We start from the raw sequence: 13,620 nt of genomic DNA, 5'->3' as shown, positions 1-13,620 counted from the left end.
GATTGCGCGCCTGGGAATCCTGTGTCGCAGAGCCATCACCGGGACGACCGGAGATCGCGGCGTCGACACTCGACCGCATCCGCCCCTCGACCTCGGAGCCGACCCGGCCCTCGAGCCCGCCACGAGGCCGAGCGTCAAGCTCGGAACCAAAGCGAACCTCCGACCCACCACGCCGAACGTCGGGCTCGAAACCGGAGCGAATCTCCGACCCATCACGCCGAAACTCGGACTCGGAGCCGGAGCGAACCTCCGGCTCGATGCGGGGCGGAGGCTCAGGCTCGAATACCGGCCGGTCCGCGTGTACGGATGTGCCCGTGTCATCGGCCGAATCATGTTGGGGCACAGGTCCGTCATCGGAACGCCATACACCGGTGGGTGAATCCCCCGTCTCCGGCTTCGATCGTCGGCGACGAGGCGAACCGCCCTGTCGGCGAACGGGTTTCGACCACGACTCCTCGTCCGGGTCGCCGGTGCGTCGGGAGCGGGACTCGATATCTTCCAGTTGCCGCCGCAGGCGTTCGACGGCGTCGAGCCGAGAGGCGCCAGGGTCCGGGAGGGGTGTGGACCCCGGCGCTTCCCGGTGCGGCATCGGTTAGAAGTCGACGGGCGCCTCGGCACCCGCGTCTGCGGTGACGTCGGCACCGATGCCGAGCTTCTCCTTGATCTTCTTCTCGATCTCGTCGCGCACGTCGGTGTTCTCCAGCAGGAACTTGCGGGCGTTCTCCTTGCCCTGGCCGAGCTGATCGCCCTCGTAGGTGTACCAGGAGCCGGACTTGCGGATGAAGCCCTGATCGACACCCATATCGATGATCGAGCCCTCCTTGGAGATGCCGTGACCGTAGAGGATGTCGAATTCGGCCTGCTTGAACGGCGGCGACACCTTGTTCTTGACGACCTTGACGCGGGTGCGGTTACCCACCGCGTCGCTGCCGTCCTTCAGGGTTTCGATGCGGCGCACGTCCAGACGCACCGAGGCATAGAACTTCAGCGCCTTACCACCGGTGGTGGTTTCGGGCGAGCCGAACATGACGCCGATCTTCTCGCGCAGCTGGTTGATGAAGATGGCGGTGGTGCCGGAGTTGTTGAGCGCACTGGTCATCTTGCGCAGCGCCTGGCTCATCAGACGGGCCTGCAGACCGACGTGGCTGTCGCCCATCTCGCCCTCGATTTCCGCGCGCGGTACCAGCGCCGCGACGGAGTCGATGACGATGATGTCCAGTGCCCCGGAGCGCACCAGCATGTCGGCGATCTCCAGCGCCTGCTCACCGGTGTCGGGCTGCGACACCAGCAGGGCGTCGGTGTCGACGCCGAGTTTGCGGGCGTATTCCGGATCCAGCGCGTGCTCGGCGTCGATGAAGGCCGCGAGTCCGCCGTTGGCCTGCGCGTTGGCGATGGCGTGCAGGGCGACCGTGGTCTTACCGGAGGATTCCGGACCGTAGATCTCCACGACGCGGCCACGCGGCAGACCGCCGATGCCCAGCGCCACATCCAGTGCGATCGAACCTGTCGGAATGACCGAGATGGGCTGATGCGCCTCCTCGCCCAGGCGCATGATCGCGCCCTTACCGAAACTCTTCTCGACCTGCGCAAGAGCGAGCTCGAGCGCCTTGTCACGGTCGTAGGCCTGTGGTGCCATCGTCTGTTCCCCTTCTGACGGGTAAGTCTCGTTGTGTGGTTGGCGCCCACGGTAGAGGGCGGCACCGACAAGTTCTGATGGCAAGCTTAGACGAACACGCGTCCGCACCCCGTCCCCGGCAATCGCCGCGCTATCCGGCCGGTCACGCGGTCCCGATCCGGCCGTGCCCGTCATCGAGTCGCCGTCGGCACCACCGCGATCCGGTCGGTCTGCATCAGCGCCTGCGCCTGTTTCAGCATCCGCAGTGTCGGCGTCACCTCCACGTCGACGATCCCGTCCAGAGCCCCCAGCCGCTCGGTGAGGTAGCTGTACAGGTGCGAACTGTCGCGGCAGACGATGGAGGCGACCAGATTGGTGGGCCCGGTGGTGGCCGCGACGAACGCCGTCTCCGGATGGGTGGCGATCGCCCGGCCGATGGCGTCGAGCTCGGCCGGATGCGTCCGCACCCACAGCGACGCCCGCACGGCGTACCCCATGCGCTCGATGGCGAAATCGAGATCGAAATACAGCACGCCCGCCGCCGTCAGTTCCGACATCCGCCGTGCGACCCGGGTTGGGCTCCAGCCGGTTTCGGCCGCCAGCCGGGCATAGGAGGCGCGCCCGTCGCGGGCCAGCAGGGCGAGCATCGCCTCGTCGGCCGCGGACAGCTCCATCGGCGCGTCGGGCCCGCGCTGATCGTTCATCGCGGGCCTCGGCCCCAGCTGCCGCAACTGTTCCGCGGTCAGCAGGCTGCTGTACCGCGGCCACTCTTCTGCCAGCGGGAATCGGTGGATGATCTCGTAGGCCATCAATCCGGTGACCTGACTGGCTCGCGGAAGAACGTTGAGCAACAATGCGTCTCGCTGTTCGATCGAGCGCGGGCGGCTCACGCAGGTGACCTCCGAACCGGTCGACAGCAGCGCCACCCAGCTCACGTCCGGCAGCCGCGCCAGCGATTCGGCGAGCCGCAGCGCCTTGTCCGGGGTCGACCGCACCCGCAGCATCCAGCGCGTATTCCCCAGCGGCATGGCGTTGACCTGGCCGGAGACGTGCAGGATGCCGCGTTGGCGCATCGACCGGAAGCGGCGGGCCACGGTCTGTTCGGAGACGCCGAGGATCGCGCCCAGGGTGGCGAACGGGATGCGGGCATCGGTGACCAAGCCGTGCACGATCTGCTTGTCGAGCGGATCGAGGACGGAGGATTCGAGTTCGTCTTCGGGGTTCACAGGCGGAATCTCACATCGACGGCCGGGTAGCTGGATGGATATTCAAACATCTCGCACGCTTGGCGTCGATATCGTTCGCCCTACCCGGAGGTCGCCATGCGGAAATGGCTCCCCTTGTTCGCGGCATGCCTCGGCACGCTGATGCTGCTCATCGACGTCACCATCGTCAACGTCGCACTCCCCGACATCGCCGCCGATCTCGGCACCGGACTGTCGGGCCTGCAGTGGGTCGTCGACGGCTATGCGCTGGGCCTGGCCGCACTGCTGCTGGTCCTGGGTTCGTTCGCCGATCGGTTCGGCGCCAAACCCACCTATCTCGCGGGCCTCGTGGTTTTCGCCGCCGCCTCACTGGCGTGCGGACTGGCCCAGTCCTCGGCCCTGCTGGTGGCCGCGCGGGCCGTGCAGGGCATCGGCGGTGCGGCCATGTTCGCGACCACGCTGTCGCTGCTGCACGCCACCTACACCGGCCGTGATCGCGGCACCGCGTTCGGCGCCTGGGGTGCGGTCGCGGGTGCGGCCGCCGGCATCGGTGTGGTGCTCGGCGGGGTGCTGACCGACCTGCTGTCGTGGCGTTGGATCTTCCTGGTGAACCTGCCGATCGCGGCCGTCACCATCGCGCTGTCGCTGTACGCCTTCGGCCCCTCGCCACGCCGCCCCGGCCGTGGCGTGGACCTGGCCGGAATGGCCGCTTTCGCCGTCGCGGCCACCGCGCTGACCTACGGCATCATCCGGGGCGGGGAGGACGGGTGGGGCAACGGCGCGGCAGTCGCCACGCTGAGCCTCGGCGCGATCGCGATCGGCTGCTTCGTCCTCGTCGAATCACGCAGCGCTACACCGATGTTCCCGCTCGCACTGCTGCGCAACCGGGAATTCGCGGCCACCCTGGTCGCGGCGGCGGGCTTCAATTTCGCCGCCTTCGCGAGCAGCCCCCTCATCTCCCTGTGGCTGCAGCAGCCGTTGCAACTCAGCCCACTGCGCGCCGGACTGTCCATGCTGCCGATGGCGGCGACGGCGTTCGTGGTCTCGGGCGCGTTCGGGCGGTGGCTGCACGACGTGGCGCCCCGCTGGACCATCGGCGGCGGATTGGTGATCACCGGCATCGGGGCGGGTCTGCTGAGCGTGATCGACGCCGGATCGACCTGGAGTGCACTACTTTTCGGTTACGTGGTGATCGGCATCGGCATCGGCGTGCTCGCGCCGCCGCTGGTGGCGGTCGCGATGGCAGCGGTGCCCCCGCAGCAGAGCGGCACCGCCGCCGGAGCGGTCAACACCGCACGCCAACTGGGCCTCGCCCTCGGGGTCGCGGTACTCGGCACGGTATTCCGCAGCGCGGCCGGTGAAGGCCGGAACACTGTGCCGCAGTTCGTGTCCGGGCTCGACGCCGCCGTCGCGGTGGCGGCGGGTGTGGGCATCGTTCTCGGCCTCGTCGCCTTCGCCCTGTTCCGTCCTCGTACCCGGAGTGCCGAGACGGCGGAACCGGCCGCCGCCGAGATCCCGGTCGGCTGAACCGACGCCGCCGCGGCGCAGTGCCGATTCCGCGCCGCGGCGCAGTGCCGATTCGGAGACGGTGCGCTCACCCTTCGGGGCCGAGCCCCACCGGCAATCGCGGCGGGGTTCCCTGAGTCCAGGTGATGCGCAGCGACGACGCCCGGATCCGCCAGCCGTCGGCCGTCCGGGCCAATTCGGTGTCGGCATGCCCGGCGGAGATGAAGACCGCCTCGGAACCGTCGGCGAGGACATGAGTGCTCAGCTGAGCGCCGCGCGCCGTGGCACGGTCGCCGTCGAGTTCGATCACCGCGTTGGTTCCCAGATGAACGGTCCGGTCGAACAGCGCCATCCCGCGCCGGATGTGCGCGAGTACGGCGTCGCGGCCGCGGACGGTGCCGATCGGCATCTCCGCGGTCGCGTCCTCGGTGTAGTAGGTCCGCGCCCATCGGTCGTCGAATACGCCGTCGTCGAGTGACCGCAGATAGCGGTCCAGCAGGTCGGTTATCTCGGACCGGTCCAGTAGTTCCCGAATCCGGTTCTCGGTGATCTCGGTATCCATGCGACCACCTTGCAACCTCGAGCGAACTCGAGGTCAAGGCCGCTGTGACGCAGCCGACCGCTACCGGTCACCAGCGGTTCTTCGGTACGTCGAATTCGGCGCACAGGGCACGCCAGACCTCGCGGGGGTCGATACCATCCTCGATCGCCTGGGAGCCGGTACGGCCGTTCATCGAGGGCAGGACATGATCGGCCAGCAGCAGGTCGCCGCGGGCGACGCCGAATTCGGTATGCAAGAGTTCCTGAAATTCAGTCAACCGCACCGTGCCGAGGGTACCGGTAGCCCGCGAACCGCCGACGATGCGCGGTCAGCTCGCGCGCGCCCGGTCCAGTGTGCGGTGACAGATGTCGATCGGATCGGCGACATCGGAGGCAGTGGCCGCGGCCGCCGCGGCTGCCTTGCGATAGGACTCGTCGCCGAGGACGGCGTGCACCGCCGCGCGCAGCGATTCGGGCGTGAACGGTCGTACCAGCAGCGAACTACCTTGGCGCACCGCACGATTGGCGAGTTCCCACTGATCACCACCACCGGGCACGGTCACGATCGGCACGCCGGCGAGCAGAGTTTTGGCCAGCAACCCGTGCCCTCCGCCGCCGACCACCACCGCGGCATGCCGCAACAGCTCGTCCTGCCGTCCCAGCCCGGCCGTCGCCCAGGGCGGAAGGTCCTCCGGCGGCGTATCGAGCATCGAGATCGCCACGCGCACATCGCTGTCCGCGAGCGCCTCCAGCGCACCGGTCGCCAGATCACCGAACCCGGTCCGGGCCGTGGACGGCGCGACCACGACCAGCGGCCGGTCACCGGGCGGCGGCGCCAGCACCTCCGACGTCGGCTCCCACAGCAGCGGCCCCACCACATGCGCGTCCTCCGGCCAATCCGGCCGATCGACCTCCAGAGCGGGCAGTGTGGCGATCAACCGGGCATCCGGGCCGGGATCCAGCTCCGGCAGCCCCACGCTCGCCCGCGCCGCCCCCCGCTGCCGGTCGCCGCGGGTGATCGCGCGCGCGGTCAGCCCGCGCAGCACCGTATCGCGCATCCGCCCGCGCAGACCCTCACCCGGCGCGAGCCCACTACCGATGGGCGGCAACGCTTTCGACGGCAGATACAGCGGATGCGGCGACAGCTCGACCCACGGCACCCCCAACCGCTCGGCGGCCATCCCGCCGCCCGCGGTGAGCACATCCGAGACCACCAGCTCCGGCAGCATCGCACTGAGATCGGGCAGGATCTCCGAGGAGATATGGGCCGCTCGGTCATGGATGCGCGCACCCGCGTCGGCGTCGTCGTCCTGCGGGCGCGGCGCCAAACCCTTCAACCGCCGCACCGCGATCCCCGCCTCGCGCGCCGCATCGAACCAGCGCGGACTGGTGAACAACACCGGATCATCGCCCGCCTGGAGAAACCGCAGACACAGCGCGATCGCCGGAAACGCATGACCCGGATCCGGACCCGCGACGACAGCCACTCGCATGCGCCCCACCATGCCATACCCGGTCACCACCCGATGCCGGGCGGGCACAGCTACCCGACGGTCATGAACGCCGCCGGAACCGATCGTGGCCGCTCACAGTACCGGCGGTCAGTCGGCGAAGTGGTACAGCTCGAACCCGACCGCCCGCTCGGCAGCGAAACCGGCACGCGGCCCCGTGGCCCGATCCACGATGGCGCGAGCCTGGTCCGCCACCGGCTCGTCACTGAGCGCGCTCAGGTAGCGGCTGTGCTGCATCAGCGAATCCACTGCGGCCCGAACGGTATCGGTGACGTCCACCGCATGCGTCACCACCGGACCCACCACCGCGGCCCAGCGCGGCGTCCAGATCGGCAATTCGGCCAGCTCCGGAAAGATCCATTCGTTGCCCGCATCCGAGATCGCGTCCAGCGCACTGCGCCCCACCGCGCGATGATCGGCGCTGTTCGCATATCCGGGCGCCCAGGTGTCGCCGAAATTGAACAACACCACCATCTCCGGACGATGCCGCCGGATCGCCGCGGCCAGATCGCGGCGCAAACCGAGCCCACCCTCGATCCGCCCATCCGGATAGCCCAGGAACTCCACCTCCTCGACGCCGACCGCACGCGCCGAGGCGATCTCCTCCTGCTGCCGCAACGGGCCGCACTCGGCCGGCGGCAGGCCCGCGATCCCGGCCTCACCGCTGGTGACCAGCAGATACCGGATGTCCTTACCCTGCTTCGTCCAGCGAGCCACCGCGGCCGCGGCACCGTACTCGATATCGTCGGGATGGGCGACGATCACCAGACCGCGCTGCCAATCCTCGGGTAGTTGGGCTGTAATTTTGGCCTCCGCTTCGCTCCGGCGGGTTCACCGCTTGCGAAACGCTAACACAGCAAGTCTTCTCGGCTTCGTAGTCGTGAAACAGCAACGGGCCGTTCGGCTTTCGTACCGAACGGCCCGGGTGTGGCTCGCTACAGTTTGGTGACCGTCGACTTGTTCGAGCCGGAGACGGCCTTGTACAGCAGGTACAGGCCGAAGACCACGACGCTGATCATCAGGATCGGGAACAGCGCCTTGACCAGCGCGCCGATCACGATCAGCGCCAGCCACACGAGCGCGACGACGCCCAGAATCTTCCAGAACATGTCCATTCCTCCCGAAGGTTTCCGAACCGCCGTCAGCGCGATCCGACTCCTCCATACTGTCAACTCGGCGCCGGAAAATCACCAGGTCACGACCGATATCCGGGAAATCTCAGGGTGAACCCCTAGCCGGATCACCCGCGAGGATCGGTCCGCGCACCGGATATCGCCCCGTGCGGCCGCGAAGAACCGGATGCCGCCGAGGCGGCCGCGTTCAGCTCCGGTCGGCGAGGTCGGTGAGCGCCTGGGCCCAGCCGTCCAGGCGGTCGGCCGCCTCGCGCAAGGTGAACATGGCCCAGCCGAAGTCGTCCGCCGGTGTCGCCGCTGTGCTCGCTCCGGCCGCCAGCATCTGACCGGCGGCGGCGACGAGCTGCTCGTATTCGGTCACGCCGGCGTTCAGCCGATCGACCATCGCGCCCGATTGCCGCCGCAACCCCGCCCCGGCATGCGAGGTCGCGACCACCTCGAGCGCCTTCTCCATCGCCGCGATGTCCCCGGCGAGAGCGTGCAGGGCGGCTGCCCCGGATTCCGCGGTCGCCACGGTGTCGGCGAAATCGTCGGCCGGCACTCGGCCGCTCGCCTCGATCTGACGGCCGAGGGCGTAAAAGGCCCGTTCCGCTCGGACCAGCCGGGCGATGGGCGCCCGCGCCGCGGACTGCACTCCGGGCAGCCGACGCGGGACGAACGCCGCGGGCGGCAAGGGGTTTCGACGCAACTCGAGGTATCGGCGGGTACTCACCGCCGCGCCGGTCACCAACGCGGCCGCACCGCCACCGACGACGACAACCGCCCACACGGGGGCCGAGATCGCCACCAGTCCGGCCGTGCCCAGAGCGGTCACGCCCGAGGCCGCACTCCAGCGGAGGCTGCGCCGCCGCACCCGCCGCCGGCGGCGAAGTTCCCGCTCCCGCGGGTCGGCCCACTTCCGGACCGCGTGCAAGGCGAATTCGCCGGCGTCGCGCAATGCGCCCGGAACCCGCCTGACGCGTGCGAGCTGATCGTCCTCGGCCGGGCTGTAAGTCGAAGAATTCCGAAACGCGCTCGGGCCGGGCGAACGACGGCGCTCGCGCGGGTTTCCATTGGCTTCGCGTGATCCGGTGTGCGACCGGGCGGCGGGCCAGCTGTCCGGTTCATGTATTTCGTGGATGACGCCGTGAGCGCTCGGGCTGTCCGTGGCCGATACGCGATCGACTGCCGGTCGGCCGGACGGGACCGCACCGGAAACACGATGCCGCTCAATGGATTCGGCGATCGACTGCCACGCGGCAGCGTCGGCGGCGGGTGGAGAGGCCGACAGTGGCGTCCGCGCCGTATCGGCCGACGGTGCGGCGGAGGCGGGCGGTGCGGACGCGGCGCTGCGAGCAGATCGGAACCAGGGCCGCGCACGGGTCGGCGCGGGCTCGTCACCTGCCCGCGTTCGCCCCATCTGCCCAGCCTTCCGATCGACCCGCGACGCGCCTACTGCTGCGCGGCCTGGCCCTTGTTCACCTGCGGCTGAGCCGGGTTGGCGATGGACTGACCGGCGGAGTCACCCGACGGCAGCGCGTCACCGCGCATGGAGGCGCGGATCTGCTCGAGGCGGTTGTGGCCGGCCATCTGCACGCTGGCCTGCTGCACCTCCATCATGCGGCCCTGCACGGTGTTCTGCGCGAGCTCGGCGGCGCCCAGGGCGTTGGCGTAGCGACGCTCGATCTTCTCGCGCACCGCGTCCAGGCTGGGGGTGCTGCCGGGGGCGGACAGCGTCGAATCCATCTGCTGCAGCGACGCGGAGACCTGCTCCTGCATCTTGGCCTGCTCGAGCTGGCTGAGCAGCTTGGTGCGCTCGGCGACCTTCTGCTGCAGCAGCATGGCGTTCTGTTCGACCGCCTTCTTGGCCTGGGCGGCGGCCTGCAGCGACTGGTCGTGCAACACCTTCAGGTCCTCGACGGACTGTTCGGCGGTGACCAGCTGGGCGGCGAACGCCTCGGCGGCGTTGGTGTACTGGATCGCCTTGTCGGTGTCGCCGGCGGCGTTGGCCTGGTCGGCCAGCTGCACGGCCTGGCGGGCGTTGGCGTTGAGCTTCTCGACCTCGTCGAGCTGACGGTTGAGCTTCATCTCCAGCTGGCGCTGGTTACCGATCACCGACGCCGCCTGCTGCGACAGGGCCTGGTGCTGACGCTGGGCTTCCTCGATAGCCTGCTGAATCTGCACCTTCGGATCCGCATGCTCCTCGATCTTCGAATCGAAGAGGGCCATCAGGTACTTCCAGGCCTTCACGAACGGATTAGCCATCGATTGATCCCGCCTCCATCTGACTACGCCGCGCCCCAGCACGGCGGCGGTGCGCGACCGTCACGCACCCCTGTGTCCCTATCCTCCACGGCGTCGGATCCGGACTGCCGAACCACCCGTAACCGACGCTTACAGAGAATCTATCGGTTTCCGCTCCGTCGTACAGCCTTGCCGGCGCCGATCCGGCGCCGGCAGTCGTGATCGCCGGTTCGCGGCGAGTCACTTCGCTTGCACCAGGACCAGTTTCTCGGCCTTCGGGGCCGGAATCACGATCCGGGTGTCGCCGGCGATCCCGGCGCGCGCCGACACGCTCGCCGCGGGTGCGGCGGCGGCCGTCTCCGGCGCGGGTGCCGGGGTGTCGGCGTCGGCCATGGCGGCGCTCACGTCGACCAGCACCTGCGACAGCGGCACGTCCAGCGCCTGGCAGATCGCGGCCAGCAGTTCGCTCGAGGCCTCTTTCCGGCCGCGTTCCACCTCGGACAGATAGCCCAGGCTCACGCGTGCCGACGTCGACACCTCGCGCAGGGTCCGGTTCTGGGCGATCCGAGCGCGCCGCAGACTCTCGCCGATGGCCTCTCGAAGCAGCGTCATCTCGTTCTCCTCACGTTCTCGCCTCACCGGGCCGAGCGCGACCGCCGTCGAGCGTGACGCACCCCTCCGTCTACAGTGCCAACGTCGCATGCCACCCCGTTGGTTCCCGCCCGCGGGAACCGATCGGCATCCATTGGACAGCCGTCGTCAGCCGGTGCCGTGCGGGTCGCCGCCACCGACGCGGCGCAGCAGCTCCGCGACGGCCGTGCGCACCGCGTTCATCCTGATCGTCCACCGGTCACCGGCAAGCTGCAACCGCATCACCTCGGTCCCGCCGGGACCGCTCAGCCCCAGGAAGACGGTGCCGACCGGGCAGCCGTTCTGCGAGTCCGGCCCGGCGACACCGGTCAGCCCGATGCCCCAGTCGGCCCGGCACTCCGTGCGCGCGCCGACGGCGAGCTGTTCGGCGGTCCCCGCCGCGACCGGACCGTCCGCGGCCAAGGTGTGTTCGCTCACTCCGGCCAGGTGGTGTTTGAGGTCGGTGGCGTAGACGATCAATCCGCCACGCAACACCACGCTGGCTCCCGGCACCCCCGCGATCGTGGCCGCGAGCAAACCGGCGGTCAAAGATTCGGCGGTGGCCACGGTCTGTCCGGTGCGGGTCAGCGTCGCCACCAGGTCGACGGTCTCGGGCGCAGCGCTCAGCGGATCGGCGGCGGCCACGTCGGTGCCCAGCGCAGTCACCGCCGCTCGACCGGCCGCGCCCACAATCGGGCCGCCTGCACCACGTAATCCAGTCCGGTCACCACGGTCAGCACCACCGCGACATACATCAGCGCCATGCCCGCGCTCGCCCACGCGTCGGCGAGCGGCAGCAGCAGGACGCCGATCGCCACCGACTGCACCAGGGTCTTGGCCTTACCGCCGCGGCCGGCGGGGATCACGCCGCGGCGCACCACGGCCAGCCGCAGCAACGTCACGCCGATCTCGCGGGCACAGATCACGACGGTGATCCACCACGGCAGATCGCCCAGTGCCGACAACCCGATCAGGGCCGCGCCGATCAACGCCTTGTCGGCGATCGGATCCGCCAATTTGCCGAAGTCGGTGACCAGTCCGTACTTGCGCGCGAGTTGGCCGTCGATGCGGTCGGTGACCGCCGCGATGCCGAACAGGGCGGCCGCGGCGATCCGCCATCCGGTGTCGTGGCCGCCCCCGGCGAACAGTGCCAGCAGGAAGATCGGCACGATCAGGATGCGCAGGACCGTGAGGATGTTGGCGATGTTCATCAGCGGCACCGCGGAGGGCTCGACCGTCCGGTTGGGTTGCGGCGGAACGAGATTCGCCCGCGCTCTGCCGGCCTCGGCCCAGGTCCGGTCCATATCGTCGCTCTGCACGCTCACCGGCACCCCCGGCCGGAACGCACGCAGCCGCGGCCCCCGGCGGATCGAGGCAGGCGGGCGGACGAGATGTGCGGCACTCCACCAGACTATCGGTTAACGACCCGACTACTGTGCACCCCATGACCACGCGGGCACATCACAGTGATTCGATCGGCGCCACCGACCCCGGCACCGTGCGAGTCCGACGTGCCCGCACCTCGGATGTGCCCGCCATCAAAAACCTCGTCGACGTCTACGCCGGCCGCATCCTGCTGGAGAAGAATCTCGTCACGCTCTACGAGTCGGTGCAGGAATTCTGGGTGGCCGAGGTCGACGAGAGCCTCGTCGGATGTGGCGCATTACACGTGCTGTGGGCCGATCTGGGCGAAGTGCGCACCGTGGCGGTCCACCCCGATGCCAAGGGCCGCGGCGTCGGGCGCCTGATCGTGGATCAGCTGATCGCGACCGCCCGCGAACTCCAGCTGCAGCGACTGTTCGTGCTGACCTTCGAGGTGGAGTTCTTCTCCCGGCACGGGTTCGCCGAGATAGACGGCACGCCCGTCACCGCCGAGGTCTTCGCGGAGATGTGCCGCTCCTACGACACCGGTGTGGCCGAATTCCTCGACCTCAGCTACGTCAAGCCGAACACCCTCGGCAATACTCGAATGCTGTTGACCCTCTGAACCTTTCGGGAGCGCCCGTGCCGATCTTCGCCGTCCACTACACCTATTCCGACGCCACCGTCGCCGGGCGCGACGAGCATCGGCCCCGGCATCGGGAATGGCTGTCGAATCTGGTCGACCAGGGTGTGGTCCTCACGACCGGGCCGTATGCCGACGGATCCGGTGCGCTGCTGCTGTTCCGCGCCGAGGATGCCGCGGCATTGGACGAACTGCTCGCCTCCGATCCGTTCGCGCAGGAGGAGTTGATCGATGCGAAGCGATTCCTGGAGTGGACCCCGGTGATGGGCGCCTTCTCGGCATAGGCGGCGCCGAACCCCTAGGCAGGGGCGGCGAATGCCCGCTACGATGCTCGGCATAGTCAACCAGTTGCATATGCGAGGTGGCGATGCAGGCATTCCGACAGGCCGTGGAGGCACGTGACAGCGCGGCGATCGAGGCGTTGCTCGCCGAGAACGTCGTGTTCACGAGTCCGGTGGCGTTCAAGCCCTATCCCGGCCGGGCCATCACCGCGGCGATTCTGCGCGGCGTGCTGCGGGTGTTCGAGGACTTCCGCTACGTCCGCGAGATCACCGACGCCGGCGGGCACGACTCGACGCTGATCTTCGAGGCGACGGTCGACGGGAAGCGCGTGACCGGCGCCGACTTCATCCACACCGACGAGGCGGGCCGGATCGATGATCTGATGGTGATGGTGCGCCCGCTCTCGGCGGCCAATGCCCTGGCCGCGGCCATGGGTGCGCAGTTCGAGCGCATCCAGGCCGAAGCTGCCGAGCAGATCGAGCGGAAGAACGCGCCGCTGTAGGCCGCACCGTCGCGTCCGGCGATCTACCGTGAACCGGTGCGCTTGGATCCGAACACCGCGCTGGCGCGAGCACGCGCGGCCCGCGTGGCCCGGCTGGGTACGACCGACCCGACGGGCCGTCCCCATCTGGTGCCCGTGACCTTCGCGCTTTCGCCCTCGGGTCGCATCCTGGTGACCGCGGTCGATCAGAAACCGAAATCGACGACCGACCTGCGGCGGTTGCGCAATATCGCAGCCGAGAACCGGGTCTCGGTGCTGGCCGACGACTACGACGAGGACTGGACCCGGCTGTGGTGGGTCCGGCTCGACGGCACCGCCGCCGTCGCCACCACCGACACCGAGCGCGCCGAGGCCATCGCCTGGCTCACCGCGAAATACCCGCAGTATCGGGACAACGCCCCGCGCGGACCGGTCATCCGGGTCGAGATCCGGACCGTCACCGGCTGGGCCTACACCGGGTAGGACCTA

The 13,620-nt window shown here is 69.2% G+C and carries 17 protein-coding genes; 5 read left to right on the top strand and 12 right to left on the bottom strand.

The window, feature by feature from the left end:
* Positions 1 to 592: 592 nt before the first annotated feature.
* Positions 593 to 1,636 (bottom strand): recombinase RecA, encoded by a 1,044-nt coding sequence (gene recA / locus C8258_RS29480; RefSeq protein ID WP_063013915.1) that lies wholly within the window; start codon positions 1,634 to 1,636, stop codon positions 593 to 595.
* Positions 1,637 to 1,806: 170 nt separating this feature from the next.
* On the bottom strand, positions 1,807 to 2,841 hold the full coding sequence (locus C8258_RS29475) for an Lrp/AsnC family transcriptional regulator (protein ID WP_233225423.1): 1,035 nt from the start codon (positions 2,839 to 2,841) through the stop codon (positions 1,807 to 1,809).
* A gap of 96 nt (positions 2,842 to 2,937) precedes the next feature.
* Between C8258_RS29475 and C8258_RS29470 the strand changes: the two genes are divergently transcribed.
* Complete coding sequence (locus tag C8258_RS29470; RefSeq protein ID WP_106957927.1) at positions 2,938 to 4,347, top strand: MFS transporter; 1,410 nt, start codon at positions 2,938 to 2,940, stop codon at positions 4,345 to 4,347.
* A gap of 67 nt (positions 4,348 to 4,414) precedes the next feature.
* On the opposite strand, the gene C8258_RS29465 is transcribed toward C8258_RS29470, so the two are convergent.
* From C8258_RS29465 to pgsA, 10 genes are all read right to left on the bottom strand, one after another.
* Positions 4,415 to 4,888, bottom strand: coding sequence for a nuclear transport factor 2 family protein (locus C8258_RS29465; RefSeq protein ID WP_106957926.1), 474 nt, complete (start codon positions 4,886 to 4,888; stop codon positions 4,415 to 4,417).
* 67 nt (positions 4,889 to 4,955) lie between these two features.
* A complete protein-coding gene (locus C8258_RS29460) occupies positions 4,956 to 5,150 on the bottom strand; it encodes a DUF3046 domain-containing protein (RefSeq protein ID WP_036503260.1) in 195 nt (64 codons plus the stop codon).
* Between the two features lie 45 nt (positions 5,151 to 5,195).
* The gene (locus tag C8258_RS29455) at positions 5,196 to 6,359 is read right to left on the bottom strand and encodes a glycosyltransferase (protein WP_106957954.1); all 1,164 of its coding nucleotides are present in this window, start codon (positions 6,357 to 6,359) and stop codon (positions 5,196 to 5,198) included.
* A 108-nt stretch (positions 6,360 to 6,467) separates the two neighbouring features.
* Positions 6,468 to 7,181: a PIG-L deacetylase family protein gene (locus C8258_RS29450; RefSeq protein WP_106957925.1), complete on the bottom strand. Its 714-nt coding sequence runs from the start codon at positions 7,179 to 7,181 to the stop codon at positions 6,468 to 6,470.
* 131 nt (positions 7,182 to 7,312) lie between these two features.
* Positions 7,313 to 7,486: a hypothetical protein gene (locus tag C8258_RS33025; RefSeq protein WP_030513209.1), complete on the bottom strand. Its 174-nt coding sequence runs from the start codon at positions 7,484 to 7,486 to the stop codon at positions 7,313 to 7,315.
* A 211-nt stretch (positions 7,487 to 7,697) separates the two neighbouring features.
* Positions 7,698 to 8,447, bottom strand: a complete 750-nt coding sequence (locus tag C8258_RS29440) for a hypothetical protein (protein ID WP_106957924.1) — start codon at positions 8,445 to 8,447, stop codon at positions 7,698 to 7,700.
* 494 nt (positions 8,448 to 8,941) lie between these two features.
* On the bottom strand, positions 8,942 to 9,754 hold the full coding sequence (gene pspA, locus C8258_RS29435) for a phage shock protein PspA (protein WP_036503267.1): 813 nt from the start codon (positions 9,752 to 9,754) through the stop codon (positions 8,942 to 8,944).
* Positions 9,755 to 9,973: 219 nt separating this feature from the next.
* On the bottom strand, positions 9,974 to 10,345 hold the full coding sequence (locus C8258_RS29430; protein ID WP_106957923.1) for a helix-turn-helix domain-containing protein: 372 nt from the start codon (positions 10,343 to 10,345) through the stop codon (positions 9,974 to 9,976).
* A 147-nt stretch (positions 10,346 to 10,492) separates the two neighbouring features.
* A complete protein-coding gene (locus C8258_RS29425; protein ID WP_369974835.1) occupies positions 10,493 to 11,029 on the bottom strand; it encodes a CinA family protein in 537 nt (178 codons plus the stop codon).
* Complete coding sequence (gene pgsA, locus C8258_RS29420; protein WP_369974834.1) at positions 11,026 to 11,688, bottom strand: CDP-diacylglycerol--glycerol-3-phosphate 3-phosphatidyltransferase; 663 nt, start codon at positions 11,686 to 11,688, stop codon at positions 11,026 to 11,028. The genes C8258_RS29425 and pgsA overlap by 4 nt, the downstream gene beginning before the upstream one ends.
* Positions 11,689 to 11,807: 119 nt before the next feature.
* Between pgsA and C8258_RS29415 the strand changes: the two genes are divergently transcribed.
* The 4 genes from C8258_RS29415 (at position 11,808) to C8258_RS29400 (ending at position 13,614) form a co-directional block, all read left to right on the top strand.
* Entirely contained in the window at positions 11,808 to 12,350 is a 543-nt protein-coding gene (locus tag C8258_RS29415; RefSeq protein WP_106957922.1) for an amino-acid N-acetyltransferase, read from the top strand.
* Positions 12,351 to 12,367: 17 nt separating this feature from the next.
* Positions 12,368 to 12,652, top strand: a complete 285-nt coding sequence (locus tag C8258_RS29410) for a YciI family protein (RefSeq protein ID WP_106957921.1) — start codon at positions 12,368 to 12,370, stop codon at positions 12,650 to 12,652.
* A gap of 83 nt (positions 12,653 to 12,735) precedes the next feature.
* Complete coding sequence (locus tag C8258_RS29405) at positions 12,736 to 13,152, top strand: nuclear transport factor 2 family protein (protein WP_106957952.1); 417 nt, start codon at positions 12,736 to 12,738, stop codon at positions 13,150 to 13,152.
* Positions 13,153 to 13,188: 36 nt separating this feature from the next.
* Complete coding sequence (locus C8258_RS29400; protein ID WP_036503275.1) at positions 13,189 to 13,614, top strand: TIGR03668 family PPOX class F420-dependent oxidoreductase; 426 nt, start codon at positions 13,189 to 13,191, stop codon at positions 13,612 to 13,614.
* The last annotated feature ends 6 nt before the right edge of the window (positions 13,615 to 13,620 follow it).

This window comes from Nocardia sp. MDA0666 (genome assembly GCF_003023875.1).
Taxonomy (GTDB): Bacteria; Actinomycetota; Actinomycetes; order Mycobacteriales; family Mycobacteriaceae; genus Nocardia; species Nocardia aobensis.
Note: the sequence above shows the minus strand (reverse complement) of the source record. Positions and strands in the feature narration are given on the sequence as shown.